At 37.0% G+C, this 16,921-nt stretch carries 17 protein-coding genes; 15 read left to right on the top strand and 2 right to left on the bottom strand.

All coding sequences use genetic code 11. The features are described 5' to 3' along the window. Window positions 1–215 precede the first annotated feature (215 nt). On the top strand, window positions 216–1,724 hold the full coding sequence (locus QFZ80_RS15580) for a stalk domain-containing protein (RefSeq protein ID WP_307559801.1): 1,509 nt from the start codon (window positions 216–218) through the stop codon (window positions 1,722–1,724). 418 nt (window positions 1,725–2,142) lie between these two features. Beyond that, the gene (locus QFZ80_RS15585; protein WP_307559803.1) at window positions 2,143–2,598 is read left to right on the top strand and encodes a hypothetical protein; all 456 of its coding nucleotides are present in this window, start codon (window positions 2,143–2,145) and stop codon (window positions 2,596–2,598) included. 184 nt (window positions 2,599–2,782) lie between these two features. Here the strand turns inward: QFZ80_RS15585 and QFZ80_RS15590 are convergent, their stop codons facing one another. After that, the gene (locus tag QFZ80_RS15590) at window positions 2,783–3,007 is read right to left on the bottom strand and encodes an HNH endonuclease (RefSeq protein ID WP_307564133.1); all 225 of its coding nucleotides are present in this window, start codon (window positions 3,005–3,007) and stop codon (window positions 2,783–2,785) included. A gap of 518 nt (window positions 3,008–3,525) precedes the next feature. Between QFZ80_RS15590 and QFZ80_RS15595 the strand changes: the two genes are divergently transcribed. The 13 genes from QFZ80_RS15595 to QFZ80_RS15655 all read left to right on the top strand — a co-directional run bounded on the left by QFZ80_RS15595 (window position 3,526) and on the right by QFZ80_RS15655 (window position 15,803). Continuing rightward, window positions 3,526–4,095 carry a hypothetical protein gene (locus tag QFZ80_RS15595; RefSeq protein ID WP_307559805.1) on the top strand — a complete coding sequence of 190 codons (570 nt, stop codon included), beginning with the start codon at window positions 3,526–3,528 and terminating at the stop codon, window positions 4,093–4,095. A 153-nt stretch (window positions 4,096–4,248) separates the two neighbouring features. Then, window positions 4,249–4,749 (top strand): DUF4367 domain-containing protein, encoded by a 501-nt coding sequence (locus tag QFZ80_RS15600; protein WP_307559808.1) that lies wholly within the window; start codon window positions 4,249–4,251, stop codon window positions 4,747–4,749. A 369-nt stretch (window positions 4,750–5,118) separates the two neighbouring features. Next, a complete protein-coding gene (locus QFZ80_RS15605; RefSeq protein ID WP_307559810.1) occupies window positions 5,119–5,667 on the top strand; it encodes a hypothetical protein in 549 nt (182 codons plus the stop codon). 186 nt (window positions 5,668–5,853) lie between these two features. Next, window positions 5,854–6,765: an ADP-ribosylglycohydrolase family protein gene (locus tag QFZ80_RS15610; RefSeq protein WP_307559812.1), complete on the top strand. Its 912-nt coding sequence runs from the start codon at window positions 5,854–5,856 to the stop codon at window positions 6,763–6,765. A gap of 535 nt (window positions 6,766–7,300) precedes the next feature. Then, window positions 7,301–7,780, top strand: a complete 480-nt coding sequence (locus tag QFZ80_RS15615) for a GNAT family N-acetyltransferase (protein WP_307559814.1) — start codon at window positions 7,301–7,303, stop codon at window positions 7,778–7,780. A 116-nt stretch (window positions 7,781–7,896) separates the two neighbouring features. Continuing rightward, on the top strand, window positions 7,897–8,292 hold the full coding sequence (locus QFZ80_RS15620) for a hypothetical protein (protein ID WP_307559816.1): 396 nt from the start codon (window positions 7,897–7,899) through the stop codon (window positions 8,290–8,292). 105 nt (window positions 8,293–8,397) lie between these two features. Then, window positions 8,398–8,688 carry a hypothetical protein gene (locus QFZ80_RS15625; RefSeq protein ID WP_307559818.1) on the top strand — a complete coding sequence of 97 codons (291 nt, stop codon included), beginning with the start codon at window positions 8,398–8,400 and terminating at the stop codon, window positions 8,686–8,688. Between the two features lie 232 nt (window positions 8,689–8,920). After that, the gene (locus QFZ80_RS15630) at window positions 8,921–9,325 is read left to right on the top strand and encodes a hypothetical protein (RefSeq protein WP_307559821.1); all 405 of its coding nucleotides are present in this window, start codon (window positions 8,921–8,923) and stop codon (window positions 9,323–9,325) included. Window positions 9,326–9,515: 190 nt separating this feature from the next. Next, complete coding sequence (locus tag QFZ80_RS15635) at window positions 9,516–9,989, top strand: hypothetical protein (protein WP_307559823.1); 474 nt, start codon at window positions 9,516–9,518, stop codon at window positions 9,987–9,989. Window positions 9,990–10,325: 336 nt separating this feature from the next. Further along, complete coding sequence (locus QFZ80_RS15640; RefSeq protein ID WP_307559825.1) at window positions 10,326–11,309, top strand: class I SAM-dependent methyltransferase; 984 nt, start codon at window positions 10,326–10,328, stop codon at window positions 11,307–11,309. A gap of 15 nt (window positions 11,310–11,324) precedes the next feature. After that, window positions 11,325–12,008 carry a hypothetical protein gene (locus QFZ80_RS15645; protein ID WP_307559827.1) on the top strand — a complete coding sequence of 228 codons (684 nt, stop codon included), beginning with the start codon at window positions 11,325–11,327 and terminating at the stop codon, window positions 12,006–12,008. Window positions 12,009–12,244: 236 nt separating this feature from the next. After that, on the top strand, window positions 12,245–12,697 hold the full coding sequence (gene lepB, locus QFZ80_RS15650; RefSeq protein ID WP_307564135.1) for a signal peptidase I: 453 nt from the start codon (window positions 12,245–12,247) through the stop codon (window positions 12,695–12,697). 1,744 nt (window positions 12,698–14,441) lie between these two features. Continuing rightward, window positions 14,442–15,803 carry a fibronectin type III domain-containing protein gene (locus tag QFZ80_RS15655; RefSeq protein WP_307559829.1) on the top strand — a complete coding sequence of 454 codons (1,362 nt, stop codon included), beginning with the start codon at window positions 14,442–14,444 and terminating at the stop codon, window positions 15,801–15,803. A 52-nt stretch (window positions 15,804–15,855) separates the two neighbouring features. Here the strand turns inward: QFZ80_RS15655 and QFZ80_RS15660 are convergent, their stop codons facing one another. Then, window positions 15,856–16,242 (bottom strand): hypothetical protein, encoded by a 387-nt coding sequence (locus tag QFZ80_RS15660; RefSeq protein WP_307559831.1) that lies wholly within the window; start codon window positions 16,240–16,242, stop codon window positions 15,856–15,858. Between the last annotated feature and the right edge of the window lie 679 nt (window positions 16,243–16,921).

A 16,921-nucleotide genomic window follows, 5' to 3' on the forward strand; every position in this document is an offset into this window, starting at 1 on the left:
CTAACACCTACAGGAATGTTAACGGGCAGTAGAACGTGGACACTATTATTTTGCGCAACTGCTGCAACATAAATTAATTTTACTTAAAAAAGGGATCATTTCGATTAAGGATGATATATTTTATCTATTTTTTAACATTATGCTCAAGTGAACCATGGATGTTAAAATAATGGTGCTTCTCGTAACTCTATGCAACCTAAGAAAGGGATTCTTAAATGAAAAAAAGTTTTAAGAGAATTACTACTACCATATTATCAGCAGCTTTACTTGGAGTTACCATCAACCAAGCAGAAGCAGTCTCTATTTCTTTTAACGATGTGTCACCTAGTTTCTGGGGTTATTCTAACATTCAATGGGCTATCGAAAATAAGATTGTAGATGGATATCCAGATTACTCTTTTAAGCCTAATCAAAAAGTTGAACAAGCAGAATTTATAGCTATGCTAATCCGTGCATACCAACCAAGTGAGTATGATCCTAAATCAGAAACGGGAAAATGGTCAGCACCATATATGAGATATGCCAATAAAATGGGATGGAAAGTTGTAACTCCTTCATCTTTAGGTGGTTATAGTCCTGTATATTTAAATAGGGGTATGGTGGCACAATATCTTGCAAACGCTACAGGTAAAAATTACAGTACAGATGATTCCATACAATACTTGCTTGATCTTGGACTATCAGAAGGCAAGACAGATAAGAGCATAAACGGATTCCAAAAAGGTGATGAGGTAACACGAACAGAAGCACTTACCTTTATTGAACGATTGAAAAAGCAAGTGAACACACTTCAATCAAGTCCTTTGATCGAAGAAAAATATGAATCGATGCGTATTCGGGTAATGGACAAAAAGCTGCAAACAGACAGCCCACCTGTTATCGTGGAGGGCACGGTGTTGGTTCCTCTTAGTTCCATCTCAGAGTCACTCGGTGCGTCAGTGGAGTGGAATCAACAAAACAATAACGTGATCATTACAAAATGGTCAAAGAAAATTTCGCTGACTGTCGGAGAAATATCAGCACGGGTTGAGAATAACGCGGCTAATGAATCATACGACTATTGGCTTAATATTCCGATTAGTATTATTAATAGTCGAGTATATGTACCTTTGCGGTTCATTTCTGAGCAGCTCGGATATAAGGTGGACTACGATAACAATACCATCTCGATCCTGTCGCCGTATGCAGGTCGGTACACGGAGAATTATTTCGCTCAGATCCTCTCAGGTGATTTGGAGAGAAGCAGAGGCATCTTAGTAGGCAATATGGGCGCATATGGTTTAAGCAATTATGAGCACCCTCCGTTGAAAACTATTCAACCTGCTTCCAAAGTGGCGTACCTGTTTCCAGAGGGAGAGGCGCTGCGGTTTTTCATGATTGAAAACAATGAAACCATAACCTTCTTTGAATATAAGGATGATTTTTTCGTTGCCACTTGGCAGGCTCATGTCGAACAGGTTGAAGGCAACGCCATTGAACAACTATTTGCGGACAAGCTTAAGGATCATACAGGATCGACACCAAAAATCAATAAGCCCTTCCTTTATTACTACGTTGAACCTTACGGGAAAACGATCCATAGATCAGGCCGAATTGATATCAATGGCAAGTATACAGAAACTGGATACAGAAATGTGCGCGAAGATGCGATGCAGTCTTTTGGAACGATTTCGCTCGTGCTTCCAAATGAGGTTCGAAATGAATTTGTAATTTCCACGGATTGATATTAATAGGTGGCATGAACGAGTTTCATTTTAACGAAAAAAGATAGATGAATAAGAATACCACAACAGGTTACCGCTGAACTTAATTTAGGTAGCCTGTTCCGCTAACGCAGAACGATAGCGCAACAACTCGCCATGCAGCATCTGCTTCTGGTTTCGTTAAAGTAACGGGTATCATGTGGAAACAATTCAAATTTTGTTTCGTCTTGATCAAAAGAAAGAGAAAAAGTCAACGGAGTTGAAAAGCGTGAATGCATATATGATGACTGATATAACTAATTTAATGCTTATCCATATAAAACGTGGAATGCGTATAATATTACTTTTTCTGCTGTTAGGTTGAAACACTGCTGAACCCGTTTATGCGACAAGTTGGGCCGATTTACCTGCCGATGATGTTATCTCAAAGGCGTCTATCGTGGTGGAAGGCACGTACGATTTTTCCAAGAGACGCGGCGAACCTAAGATGATGTGGGTAGGTTACGACTTCAAAGTGAGCAAAGTCTACCGAGGGGACGTTGCGACTAGTTTGGTGGCAGGGATTGACGGCTTCGATACCGGGTGGGCGGATGAGTATCAACGGGAAAACGGAAAATTTCTGTTGTTACTGGAGAAAGCGGAGCAAGTACGTTACCCGACGCCTATCGCTGGGCCGAACGGGATGGTCCGAATCAAAGACGGAAAAGTACAGCATCATGATGAAAAAGAGCGTGAGGCTTTCCAGGCGTTTATCGACTCTACGGTGCATAAAATGCCTAAGCAATCCACTGGGGTGACTAGGGATGCCGGATATCTGTGGTGGATCGCTGCGCCGCTCGTGCTGATTGTACTTCTTTTCTTTCTTATCTACCGTTTCAGGCGTACCCGAAGTTGAGCTAACGAGGAACGATAGTTCAATTAACCGCCTTTTTTTCAAGAGGCGGTTTTTTTGTTGAAAACCAAATTTATAGAATAACAAAACCTTGAATTTAAAGGTAGGTCTCGATCTGCTAAACAATAAATTCCTCGAAAACAGGCAAAGAATAAAAAACGCCTCAAGGCGGCGAAGAATACTTACATCAGTTCGCTCGACGATGGTTATGTTTAGCTTTAATGATGCGGTAACAGAGCTTTAAAGGATTCGGAACGGAAAGTACTTTTTCTAAAAGATAGGAGAACGCTGAACGATTTCCTCGTTTCGTGTTGCATTCAATGCAAGAAGCGAGTAAATTTTGGGGAAGATCTGAGCCTCCTTTGCTTGAAGGGACAATATGATCTACAGTCGTTGAGGACGTCCACACCACAAACAAGTGTAATGATCCCGTTTTAATGCAGCTTTTCTATACTCTCGAAATGAGAATGGGTTGTAAAGTAATTGGATTGTCTGCTCGTCGATCCAGACGGCACGGGCTCGATTAACTTCCCTCCAAGCCCGGTGAAGTAAACATGGGGTTAGTTTTTGGCCATCCACATTGAGCACTCTTATCATAGTTAATCGCCTCCTAAGGCTAAAGTTAGTATAACCACACACAATTTGATTATTTGATACGTAGATATGTATGTTGAAGACGAGAGGAGTATCGGATATCTTTAATACCTTAACAGTTCGATAACGTCGAACAAGCCTTGTATGGGAAAGCATCCCTGCAAGGCTTTTTTTGATTTTGGCTCTGTTGAAACTCGATGTTGATTTTATCATTAAGCTAAAGGGCAGTTTTGTGGAGTACTGAATAAGGTTTGCAAATAAGTCCGTTGGTAAAAGTAACTTAGAACTAGTCCACTCCGTCTAATCTATAAGAGCTGTTTTTACGGGAGGTAAATTATGAAAGCGCGACGTCTTCTCTTATTTTGTTTGTTGTTATTAGTTTTATATTTCATCCCTTCTGTTATGGGGGGGTATTCTTATACGGAACAGAATGCCATCCGCAGTTCTACCCCTTACAAAGATGGGGAGGCAGTTTACGAAAAACAATTTGGAAACAAAAAAATTGTGATATTGGATACGGGAAATGCACACTATGTCACTTTAGTATCTAAGGCTTGGGGTGTCCTTTATCGGGTGAATCAGACTAGTTCAATTAACGCACGTGATCCTCAAGACAAAATTAACATCACATGGTCTGCCCATTTAACGAAAGATAAACGTTATGACACCATATTGGCGGCTGAGGTTGCTGATCAACGCATCAAGAAAGTGATTGTAACTAATGAAGGATCCAATAATAATCTTTCGTCGTTAGACGAATTGAAGAAACAATCAACAGTTTACGTAGAGATGGATGTAATAAATGGATACGCTGTACATTACATTAATTTGCCTACCTCAGATGCTGGAAATTTTGTTTTTCGAGGTTTAGACGAACAAGGAAATATTTTGGCAAAAGGGTTTTGACGAAAATGACTGGGAAAAGTGACTTACTAAACTAACGGATAACGATAGCACAAAAATAAAACAGGCTGCCTGCATACTGGGTAGCCTGTTCAAAAAATGGGCAGGATTACATAATAATTGGCATTAAAGGAAAACTAAGTATGGGTGAATATAATGAAAACAAAACTTATACTGATTTTAGTTCTTTTCTTTGGAGTTTCAATCCCTTCGGCGATTGCAAAATCAAATTATCCAAAGATAGATTTTCGTACACTAACCAAAATTAAGAACAAGGCGAGTTTTAAAATGTTCGTCCCACATGAATTACCACCAAAGTGGACTCTAGAAGTCAAAATTCCTTATCCGTTGGATATCACAAAACCAATAAACGATATCAGACTACATTATTTTAGTCAAGATGATGAGTATATGGTAGGTATCCAACAGTTTAAAGCAACAAGAAATACCATTCTTGAGAAAGAATCAGTGAGTCCTGATTACATTGTAGAAAAGATTTTTGTCAATAATCATGAGGGGCGATTTAGTCCATGGTGGAAAACTAGAGGAGAGAATGGTGGGTACTTATCTTGGGTGCAAGACGGTACTTATATCACGATGGATAGCTTTTATTTAACAAAAGATGAAATGATGAAATTAGCTAAATTAATGGAGTGAGATTGCAACTGACTTTTCCATGTGAGTCAATGTTAATTGTTACGCTAACGAAAAGAGCAGTTCTATAAAGAAACCACTCCAATGTTAGGAGTGGTTTTGTCTTATATGGAATCATATATTTTATGGTTAAATGATTCTTTGTGTTTAGATACAACTACGGTGAACCGTACCATAGACGACAGGTCAGGTCATTAAGCTAACGGAGAACGATAGTGAATAACACACATGGATGAGCAGGCGCTACGTAGCCTGCTCTTTTTATTAAACTAATGGGCAGGATATTGGAATATTTTGCATATATAGATGCTAATAAAGGAGTGTTATAATTTCGTATTAAGCAGTGTAGCACTACACTAGAGGAGCTTATACATGACAGATTTTATAAAAAAAGTTAAAGTTAGACCGAAATGGATAATCATTGTACTCATTGTTGCTTTTACGTGGAGTCTGAGAATAAATTGGCTTAACCATCAAACCTTAGTCAAACATACGGAGTTAGTTTTAGAAAGATATTCCTTTTCTTTGGTCACCACTCAACAAGCTTTGAATGCAAGTGTTCATGGAGATCCCAAAACAAGTGACCAGTATCTGAATGTGGCTAGGGAAAATTTAGCAATAGCAATTGACACGGCAGTATTATTGGGAAAAATTGATTATAAATATCATCTTGATAACCAAGGAGATATCTATCAAACAGTACCTTATGAAATGCGCTGGTTGTTGAATGACGCCCTTAATTCAAAGGATAAGGAGAAATCCCTTCAAATCGTTAATGAAGCTTTTGTCATCTTTTCAAAAAAATTTGATAGCATGACATTGAAAGACCCCAACTCATTTCGTAGTCAATACCTTAACACACGGTCTCAGTGGCAGAGTTTGAACCTTAAAGAAGCAGGTTTTACTTTGCCTTTCTTCTAGAATTTGATAGTTTATCGAAAGTACGGACGGTATTAAAACCATGGACTTCGTTCAACTAACGGAAACGATAGTTGAGGAGCTTGCTTTTGAAGCAGCTCCTTTTTGAATTTCGTTGAATTAACGAGCGATTAACCGGCAATGTTTATGATACAATCTGACTATTAAGCATTTTCTAGGGGGTTCATTATGACCAACCGTTTTCAAGGTAGCCTTATTGGATTAGCAATTGGCGATGCCATCGGTACGACCGTCGAGTTTAAGGAACCCGGGACATTTTCGGAAGTCACAGAAATGATTGGCGGAGGTGTATTCGAACTACCGAAAGGTGGTTGGACCGACGACACTTCCATGGCCTTATGCTTGGCTGAAAGCCTGATATTAAAAATGGGGTTTGATCCGATGGATCAAATGGAGCGGTATTTGAAATGGTATCGTACCGGACATCTAAGTTCAACTGGAGAATGCTTTGACATTGGAAATGCTACCGCTGAGGCTCTTCGAAGGTTCGAACGTACAGGTGAACCATTTAGTGGGTCTGAAAACCGTTACTCAGCAGGCAATGGTTCGATCATGCGACTTGCTCCCGTTCCGTTATTTTTTTCTAATAGTCTTTATGAGGTTTCGAAATGGTCTGGTATCAGCTCTAGAACTACGCATTCAGCAAAAGAGTGTATTGATGCTTGTAGGCTGCTCGGTGTTATGATTGCTGCTGCGGCTAAAGGAATGAATAAAGATGAGTTGTTACATCCAGAGACATTCGATTTCTTATGGGCACAGGATCCACTAGTTGCTAATATTAATGAAGTCTATAAGGGGTCATACAAACGACTGCAACCTCCAGAGATTCAAGGCAGCGGATACGTTGTAAAATCGTTGGAGGCGGCGTTATGGGCATTTTATCATGGGAAAAGTTTCGAAGAAGGGGTACTATTAGCAGTTAACCTTGGTAACGACGCTGATACAACCGGTGCCGTATACGGTCAATTAGCTGGTGCATTATACGGTTTAGAATGTATACCAGAGCGTTGGGTGGATTCACTTATAATGAAAGAACTAATTCTTGATTATTCAACCCAGATCTACAAATTATTAAGCTAAAGGATAGTTGAGGGGGTATACTTTGCGGCAGCCCCTCTTTTGTTTATTAACGGGCAGGATAATACGGTAAGTTAGTGAATTTTTATTATGGAATAATCATTGCTGGAATTTCTCTAAAGAGTGGTGAATAAAGTCATGGATCTAAACAATTTCTTCTGTAAAATCTTTATTGATACTGATGTACAATACGAGTATTGGTTTTCTCTTTTCAAGGTATTATCTTGAGGTTGAACCGAATGAAAAATTTAATCCCCATAGTTATGTGGCGTCTATTTCTTTACTTCTTGAATGCCTTTGGACAAAAGGCTTTAAGGCAGTTGCGGCTTGTGACTTTGAAGAATTACTCCCACGAAAAGGCGGCTATAACTACAGGTAGAGATTGAACTAACGGAAACGATAGTAAAATAATGGGATCGCTGCCTACCGAGCAGCAGATCCCATTTTTTTTGCTCAAGTTACGGGCAATGAAGAACATTTGCTCATAGACATAAATGATATAATGAACCCAAAGAGGTTTGTTATAGGAGGTATAACGATGAATTGCCGTCTTGCGTTTTATAGTCCAGAATGGGAATCCAGAATTAGGAATTTTACGCTGGATGAAGCACAAAAAAGTTTTGTTGTCTTGCCTAGTGCAGTTATTGATTTGTCCATCCAAGATATAAATCGTTATCCTGTGGTTATTCTTTTTGAGGATGAACCTGTCGGATTTTTTGTTTTACACCATAGCGAAGAAATTCAAACTTTTACCGAGAATGTTAATGCAATTTTACTGAGGGCATTTTCTATCGACAGAAAACATCAAGGAAGAGGCTTTGCAGGATTATCATTGAATAGTTTACCTAAGTTTGTGGTAAATCATTTTCCTCACGTAGATGAGATAGTTCTGGCTGTTAATGAGAACAATTTACTAGCAAAACGGCTATATGAAAAATCAGGGTTTCTATACAAAGGGAACAGTAAAGTTGGTAGAAATGGCATTGAACTAATAATGCATTATTCACTTAATGGCTAATAAGCAAATTATTACGCTAACGAGCAGTATAACGCAACTATAATAAGAGTTATAGCGTCTATTTTAAACCTTTACGCAATATATTCATCTGATAGTAGCTAGCAGTTGGGGGAATCATGAAAAAATTAATCAGACCTTTTTTTATGCCTAAAAAACACAAAATAAATTTTTTGAATCTAAATAGTTTAGTTATACTAACCACCTTAATATTGTGGATTAAGAATAGTGTTATTTTTCAATTCGATGTTGGATTTCCAATATTCCCCTATATTTTTTTGAGCCTATTCTGTTTAGTTGTATCCTTTTTCGGTTTTCATGGATATTTGGTAACTTACTATTTTGGTATAGTTTGTTTCCTTTGGTATTTATATTATTTATGGGAAACAGACAGCATAGAAGCTTTTATCATGACGCTTTATCTGTACCCTGTTTTATTACCACCTTTCCCACTTTTTACAGTAATCCTTGCTATTTTTATTGATAACTTATTGAAATTTAAAAAATCAAAATAGAAAAATAGGATTTTTACAAGCGTCAATCTAATAAGACTTCGTTAAACTCCCTCGGGAGACGTTAGTTAAACGAAACTAAGAGAACGTGATGGAGGAGATCGGCGAATGAACAGTTTTACAGTACACGGTACGTTAGAAGATCGTAGCGTTTCCGTATCGTGGACAGAAGACGGCGAGCTCACTGGTGACGCCGAAGCGATCGAAGCGGTAGTACGGATTGCGGCATTTTACGCCGGCCAAACGATCGAGGTAACGCCGACTGGTCCATTTATTACCGGAGACCACTTAGCACAGAGTCACGGCGCGCTTTATCTGATAAATGAGACCCTCGACGAGATCGAGGAGATAACCGGTGATAACCCAGCGGATGATTGGGAACCGGGGCGTGTGTATTGATGAAATTCCATGTAGAGGGCACGTTCAAAAGGCGTGCATTGAGACTTAGCGATACTTATTTACAGTGTGTTCAACGAAAAAATGGGGGTTAAATTAGATCAACTTGATTGCTTAAAGCAGGCATTTAAAATAACTGAATACGGAAAATAAATGCAACAATCGATTAAGCTAACGGAGAACGATAGTTAAATACCAGAAAAGCTGACATGGACATAGGTAGGAGGAGAATATTTTGGATAAAAGAAAGGTAAGTTTGTTTGCCCTTACTATTATTATTGTCTTGCTAAATGTGCTTGCAAGTTTCCGATGGAATTATAACAATTTTGAAGGTGACATGAGATACAAAACTGATCGTTGGACCAATAAAGATTGGGTTGAATTCTACCCACCCCTTGCAATTGGATCAGCAATGGAATTTCCATTATTAAATTCGAAGTTTAATTCATTCCCACAATTAGAATCTCACGTAGAAAAAATTGCTATGTCTGGTTATTTGGTAAGTGAATGGCTTAAGAGAATGAAATTAACTTACTTGTATTATGGGATCAACTCATTTTTAATAATTATTACACTGATATTATTGGCAATGATCACAAGAACAAGAAAGAGTCTCACGAGGAAGAGTGCATTGAACTAACGGATAACAATAGTTTAATGTCACAAGGGCTGCCGCGTTGCAGCTCTTTGTTGCAATAACTAGCAGTTATCCTTAATGAATCCTACATAAAAATGGGTGCTGTTTATCTTTTGTCGAACTGCTTAAAGTGGGAGATATTTTCATTCCACTGCGTTTGTAGTTTATAAAGATCCTATAGGTGGTGAAATAAATGGGGATACATAAGGAACAGTTTGAAAACCTATCTGAACAACTTATTAAGGGGCTTCCTTTTATCGAACATTTCAATATTGACGAATATCGGCGCCCGTCGGATGAGGTTAGTTCATTTCTCATTACTGTTAAGAGAGATATGATTCAATCGGAGATAAATGCATATATCCTACTTTTGGAGAGACTTGAATATCATGAAGAGGAATGGAATTGGAGTGAAAAACTAGTTCTATCTTCCAGGGACGCAGTACTTAATAGAATTTTAAATCGTATAGATAAAGGTGTTTTTAGTAGCATTGACTCTCAGATGTTAGCTAAGAAGATTCTTGAAGTAGACATTGATATTGATGTTTATAGGGAATTAACCAATGAATCGAGTAATATTATTATTTTCGATGACTGGAACCTGCTCGAGATAATGGGTAGAAACGAGGATAATTATTTTTTATTTACTTGGTACACGACTGCTTAGAGTTAAACTAACGCAGAACGATAGCCTAATAATAAGACAGTCATCGACTTTTAAACAAAAGTCATTGACTGTCTTTTTTTTAGCATACTTTGGTATATCACTTCAGATAGCAGACTCTACAGTACTTTATAAATTTGATATAAATGATACTTCCTTTTCTCTGAGAGAAACATGATGTTAGAGAATAACATGACTAAACTAACGGGCAGTAATAATAAATTAAAGCTTGAATGGCAGGTTCATAACATTTAAAATTGAAATATCTTTCTTAATGAGGTGAAATGGATGTCATTCCTTATCGTTCGAAGTAATTAGTTTTCGGGCTGGAGAAAACGCGTGCCAGCTACCAAAGGGATTTTCTGCCCTTTTGGTCTCGTGAAACTAAGAACTTTGAATGGTGTCGGGCTGATATCTAAAATATTAAAGTCAAGGACACTCGGACTTCTGAATGACGGAACAGATGAATTTTCATTTGCTCTTATTCATGCACAGCCCCATAACCCCCTTGGCTTTTTATTATCTCATTTTAAAGGTGGAGAAAATATGAACAGGTCTGAGTACAAGGATTTTTACGACAAGGTTGGGCAATTGAACGGTTGGGACTTTAGTAAATTAAGAACTACTTCTGAAGGAGAACAATGGAATTTTCTTTATGAAGTTACTCAAAGATGTAAAAAGTCCGATTTATTACTTGATATTGGTACGGGCGGTGGGGAAGCTTTATTATCTATTGCCGATGCTGCATTAATTCTTGTTGGCATTGATCATTCAAAAGGAATGATAAAGTCCGCTACTGAAAACCTAAAAAAATCAAATAAAACAAATATTCGCTTCTTACAAATGGAAGCTGAAAATATTACGTTTTCTGAGTTCTTTTTTATTGTGGTGTCCTGTCGTCAATTTTGTGAATATTATTATGCAGATACACACTTTAGCTTCAGTATCTACTGGAATCCCGATCCAATCTTTGTTAATTCAGCAAATATTGTTCATACTGATGGGACATACACGTATTGCACAGGCTGCGGCACTTATCCTGTATATGATCAATGGGAACAAGAACGCCTTTGGATTGGTACTAACAAAAACCCTACATCATTATTATATACAACAGTGTATGATAGCAGTGCTCACAATGGGCATTTACATACAAACAGTAACTCTTCATTACTAGAGGATTATTATCCGAATGCCAAAGTAACTTTAGGTGACAATTACGTAATTGGTTACTTTGAACTTAAAAATTATGATAAAACTTTGCCTAGCGGCCCACTTAAGGAACATCTTTTCCCAAAACGGTATAGACAAAATTTTAATTAATGGTAGGTGAATATTATGAAAAGAAACACTAAATTTTTAAGTATCCTTACAGTAATTATTTTTTTATTAATAGGTACTAATGTATTTGCTCATGACTCCACCAATCAGAATAATTCTCAAGACAAAAAAAGCACTCCTCTTGAGGCAGGTACACCATCACAATTAGTGAAAACTGAGAAGTATATGAAACATATTTTATTTTCTGAGAATGTTCTTGATCCAGAAGGAAGGTTAGTTGAATCGAATTATGAAGTATGGTTTAATTCAAATGGTGAGTACCGAATGAACACATTGACTGGACCATTCTCTGGTGACTATGAGGTGTGGGATGGACTTAACTTATATCAATATACAAAAGTAACAAATGACTTAATGGTAAGAGAATTTAAAAATGAAGGAACTGATGTAGTGGTTCCCCACAAATTGTTTAGTTCCTATACTACTGAAAAAATAAAGCAAGAAGTTAATGATAACAAGTTGAAAAAAAGAACTGAAGTAAAGTACGAAAAAATAGATGGAAAAAACAGCACTCAAGTCATTTTTGACAAAAAACACTCAATTATTATGGAGTCTAGTTTCACATATGACGGGAAATTGTTGCATTCACTTAAAATTACATTATACGAAGAAATAAAAAACTTTAATATAAATCTTTTAGTAGTAGAACCAAATGATGCTCATATCATAAATATGAATTAGCGAAAAAATGAAGTTGAGGATTTCTCAACTTCATTTTTATTAGAAATGAAGGGTAGTGGATTATGAATAAATTAAAGTATATAACGTTTGTTTTACTTCTATGCTTATGTGCTTGTAATACTTCGATTAATTCAAACGTCATTACAGATACAATCTCAACTCAAAAACCTCAGACTCAGTACAATGTAATCAAATTGCCAGATAAACATATGATTTTTGAGTATTTAGAGGATGCAATGAATAGAGACACTACTTTTCCAAGGAAACTAGTCGTTAGTCAATCGTACTATGAGAAAAGCGCGATAAATAGGGGAGATATCATCTATATGGAATTTTCGGATAGTTTTATCAAAGAGCATTTTTCTATAACAGACCAAGAGCAAATCCAATTATATCAAAGAAAAGTTTCGAGGGTGATCGGGTTGCCCGGAGAAGTAATTCATATAAGTAAAGGACAAATTTATATAAACAATAAAAAACTAGATACTTTTTATGGGCATCAAACTTTCCATAATCAACCTGTCGCGTCGGAAGAGGGTTTGACGATGGCTAAAAACATTAAAGTTCCAGAAAATCATGTTTTTGTCATGCCTGATGAATGGTGGAGAGGTTCAGTTGACAGCAGCGGTATAGGTCCTATTGATCATTCATATATCAAAGGTAAAGTAGTAGGATATGTTACTGAATAAGCACTTCTAATTTTAGCTCCAATAAGTTTTATCTTGCTTGAATATAAACAACCGATATAGCATATAGAGATTAATAACAATTGTCGGGTGACAAGCACGTTATCTCATTAAATACCGCGTAAAATCGCGGTTTATTTGTTTTATAAGATAAAGTTGTTGTCACAGCCAATTGACTAGAACTTTATCCCATTCCCGATTTTGACATGAACATTATCTCAAATAGTTAAAAAGGTGTATTGGCGGAATCTGAATATTTCAAGAACTATGTTAATGAAAGGAAATTTGTCCAACTTATATGATATGCCTGAGCGACACGCAGCTTATTTTTGAAACCTGAAAGGGGACCTTGATGCACCACTGCCTTATTGTGTTGTAGTTAAAATAGGAGAGGGGTGGGTTACTTATTGCGCATGAATTGGACAAAGCCATCATTGGATGAAATAAAGAATCCCGCTCTCTTTGAGAAGTGGGATTTACTTTTGATCGTTTCCATCTAAAAGTAAGCAACGTTGTGTTTGGTTGTTAGAATGCAGGATTGTGTAAATTTAAGGGCATTATGTATTAATCGCGCTTCTCACTGGGTAATTTAAACTAATTTACGCAGCTATTACATAGAACAAAACAAACAATATATATATTCGAAGGGGGGCATCCTATAATTAAATTCAAGAATCAGATTGATTGTGGATATAATATCATTAGTTTCAAGTTATCGGCGTTTGCCAACCTTATTTCGTTTGAATGTTCATATGGATAATGCGAGTCATAACATATAAATAGCCATAAAATTATCTAGTGAGTGAACTTTAAGTTCTTTTAGATAGCGCTTACAGAATATAAATCGTTAATGTTGTCATTGGATAAATGGATAGATGATAAACGCTGGAGCGATGGTATCCATAAGTTCGATATGTTCTCATATAGTGTGTGAGAGGACAAGAACTTACATCCACTGTTGCTTTTTTAAATACTCAAGAGTACTACAAATTGATGTTTTCTTATTATTTCAGCATATTGATTTAATCCATATTTTTTCAATTATTTTAAAAAAATAGGCCATGGTGGGACATTACTCATAATAATCTGTTGGTCCAGTTGACAGACCACCACCAGGCCCTATTGAAAGTCCCCCGTCTGGCCTGTCGATAATAATCCTCCGCGAGGCCCCGTTGAAAGTCCAATCAGGTCCCGTTGATAGCCCCCGCGTGGTCCAGTAGACTTATTTCTATTCCACATATAAATACCCCCTTGTAATAAATTATATGATCTATCTTAACTTACTAAGAATGCCCACCATGTCAGTTTCATTATCACAATACCTAATGACAATAGTCATGAGCATTTTTAAAATATCATAAGCTTTTAAGATAGAAGCCTTGACTCATATAGGGGTCCCGACAACATTTTAACGAAAATATACGTTAAGCGTCGTTGCATCCCCAGCGTGGCTGGCATGAGATTAATAAAATTACCTCTTATTGTCTGTCTTCAATAGGCCAATGGTCTTACTGTGCATGCCTTGTTACTAGCGCAAAATATGTCAATTAAATAAGTCTAGGTGATCATCCTATTCTATTGAAATAATGCTAAAATGTGGAATTGGAGGGAAAAAATGATCATATAGTTCTAGTTTAAGGAGGTATCATTACATCAATCAATTCTTAAAGTAACTTGAATGTTCAATGAGTACTGGATACGGGTTGTATGGATTAAAATTGATATAAGTAGGAGGAGAAAAAATAGAATGAGCATTAAAAAAACAATATCTTTGTTAGCAGTGCCATTTATTGTAGTAACATTGTTTAGTCAATCATCTGTTTCTTTTGCTGCTCCAGCCAAAGGTCAAATTAAAGCTAAGACTGAAATTTCTGCATCATCTGTAACATTGAGTTGGGAAAAGATTGGGACAAATTACAAGGTATACAAAGATGGTAAACTTGTAGGTGAAACCCCAGAAAACACATTTGTTGATTCTGCAATTAAAGCAGACGAGCTTTATAAGTATCTTATTGTCGCTTACAATGGAAACCAACTAATTGATACCATAAGGATATCTACAAAAGCGAAATCTTCCACTGATAATGTGTCGTTAAAAAACGAAAATCAGAATACAATACCAGACATGACTATAGAAAGTATAGCTGGTTCAAATTCTGTCACTTTAAATTGGCCAGAAATTCCTGATGATGACAATGTTTACGAAGTTTATAGGGATGGTTCGCACATCGCGAGTGTTTCTGGCAGGCAATTTTCCGATCAAGATGTAACTCCTAGCACCAAATATCGTTATAACGTGATTGGGAAGAAAAAGCTCAATGTTGAGGATATTAATAAAATCAAAAAGGATTCGAAATATAATAATGCGAATGCTGTTTCGGATGAAGAGCTCCTTAAGTTAGAAAATACGTTCGAGGCAATTAAGTTTGTAAAAACTCTTGATAGTAATTTGCAATCGAATCTGGAGGAAAACCGTCTTAAGGAATCAAACGTTGTATCTTTCAGTTCGGTACCGTACTTTTCTTTCAGGTATATGACTTTTATTCCTGACTATAGAGTTGCAAACCCATTCTCGTCAGGAACCTATTTTTTGGGTAACAACCGATCATATGATGTATTGTCTAATGAGTACAAAACTTTACAAAACATTGACGTCACTTTCGATCAACCATACTATAGTACATACGGTCACCGAACAGGAACTGGTGTAACACATGTTGTTGATGCAAATAACAACCCTATTAGCTCAAAAACAGCAAATTGTACTTCCAGCAATGGGGCTTACGATTTATATTTGTTGTCACCAAATAGTTATGGAACAGATTTGAAACAATTTGGTGCGGGAGGAGATTGTGGTCTCCCGTACTATGATTCCATATCTCCAGATATTACTTATTATTATGATGCGTGGATGGAACGAGATGGGGATTGGAGGGTCAAAGGCTCTCATGATAAAGCACCTTCACACGAATTCTATCTCTATGATCGTTCGCTAGGTTATTATATAACGATTTTCCAACATGATGCCGCACGAAAAGCAAACGGTGATGTTGATTTTGCTGCTCTAGCTCCCCCTTATCCAAGTTGGACATTCGATATTAGCGGTTAATAAAAAGGTGTTCGTCCAAAGTCACTTGACTTAGGATGAACACCTTTTTTCTTTATCTAAGTAACTGAATTTTTTTCAAAAAACTATCAACTAACCATAATCCTGCTGCTGCTCCAAAAACTGAATTTATCAGAACATTTGAGAAAATAAGAATATCGTCGGATTCGGTAAAAGTAAACAAAAAAACAATAATTCCTGCAAACACAAGATGTAAAATAAGTCCCATCAGAAGGTAATTTATTGACTTCTTCTTTTTGGATAGGATCAGATCTGTCACAATTGAAAAGGGTACACCAATAATTAAGGAACCAACTGAAAAGTACATAAAATAAGCGAAAAATGAGGCATACCCATGAATAAGCAATAGAATTAGTGAAAGAATTAACGACATTAGAATACCAGATATAATCTTCCTTACAATCGCAACTTTTGTGAACATTTATAATATCTCCTTTCGTATAATGAATTTCAACGCCGGACTCATGGTGAGCAACTTATCGCTGTAACCTGAACGAAGACTACCCTGTTAAATGAGCTATCGTTTCCGCTGAAGTATGTTTTTACCCCCTGACATACCTCCCAGCAGTTGCTGCAAACGCTGAGCGCCATCGGAGGGCATTCGAATAAGTGCTAAGGCGTAGCAGGTTGCCGTATACGCTCACCTATTTCAGATGTGCTATTACCTGTTCTGTCATGTGGGCTTCAGGGGTCTTTATTTCAAACGATAGAAAGTGTGGGCCTAAGTGCCGTGGGTCTTAAAGATTTAATGAGGTTGGCTTTGCTCCCATTGCTTTTCTGTCCCAACAAAAAATTAAGTTTTTCTGGTCTAGTTGTTGTGCCATCAGTGTTCCTTATTTCCCCAGTTGAAGTTCCTAAGCCATGTATCATTATCACAGTATCAGGAAGTTTTGTTTTTTGTCCATTATTCTCAATATAATAAAAAACCATAGGGCCTGTAATGTTACTGCTTGAGTTCTAATTTTTCCAGAGGGAGGGACTTCATATACAATGTATTTCCTTCTTCATGTTTCAAAGCAGGATATTCAGATTGATCAAATATAACTTTTACCCACCCGAATATTCCTTTGGTAAGAGAAACTTATGAGTTGGATAATCCG

The sequence above is a fragment of the Paenibacillus sp. V4I7 genome (assembly GCF_030817275.1).
GTDB lineage: Bacteria > Bacillota > Bacilli > Paenibacillales > NBRC-103111 > Paenibacillus_E.

Bases quoted from the DNA above. Each gene is read 5' to 3' on its own strand.
- QFZ80_RS15580 (WP_307559801.1), top strand. From the start codon at position 216: ATGAAAAAAAGTTTTAAGAGAATTACTACTACCATATTATCAGCAGCT.
- QFZ80_RS15660 (WP_307559831.1), bottom strand. From the start codon at position 16,242: ATGTTCACAAAAGTTGCGATTGTAAGGAAGATTATATCTGGTATTCTA.
- QFZ80_RS15655 (WP_307559829.1), top strand. From the start codon at position 14,442: ATGAGCATTAAAAAAACAATATCTTTGTTAGCAGTGCCATTTATTGTA.
- QFZ80_RS15600 (WP_307559808.1), top strand. From the start codon at position 4,249: ATGAAAACAAAACTTATACTGATTTTAGTTCTTTTCTTTGGAGTTTCA.
- QFZ80_RS15625 (WP_307559818.1), top strand. From the start codon at position 8,398: ATGAACAGTTTTACAGTACACGGTACGTTAGAAGATCGTAGCGTTTCC.
- QFZ80_RS15595 (WP_307559805.1), top strand. From the start codon at position 3,526: ATGAAAGCGCGACGTCTTCTCTTATTTTGTTTGTTGTTATTAGTTTTA.
- lepB (WP_307564135.1), top strand. From the start codon at position 12,245: ATGAATAGAGACACTACTTTTCCAAGGAAACTAGTCGTTAGTCAATCG.
- QFZ80_RS15605 (WP_307559810.1), top strand. From the start codon at position 5,119: ATGACAGATTTTATAAAAAAAGTTAAAGTTAGACCGAAATGGATAATC.
- QFZ80_RS15620 (WP_307559816.1), top strand. From the start codon at position 7,897: ATGAAAAAATTAATCAGACCTTTTTTTATGCCTAAAAAACACAAAATA.
- QFZ80_RS15615 (WP_307559814.1), top strand. From the start codon at position 7,301: ATGAATTGCCGTCTTGCGTTTTATAGTCCAGAATGGGAATCCAGAATT.
- QFZ80_RS15635 (WP_307559823.1), top strand. From the start codon at position 9,516: ATGGGGATACATAAGGAACAGTTTGAAAACCTATCTGAACAACTTATT.
- QFZ80_RS15610 (WP_307559812.1), top strand. From the start codon at position 5,854: ATGACCAACCGTTTTCAAGGTAGCCTTATTGGATTAGCAATTGGCGAT.
- QFZ80_RS15645 (WP_307559827.1), top strand. From the start codon at position 11,325: ATGAAAAGAAACACTAAATTTTTAAGTATCCTTACAGTAATTATTTTT.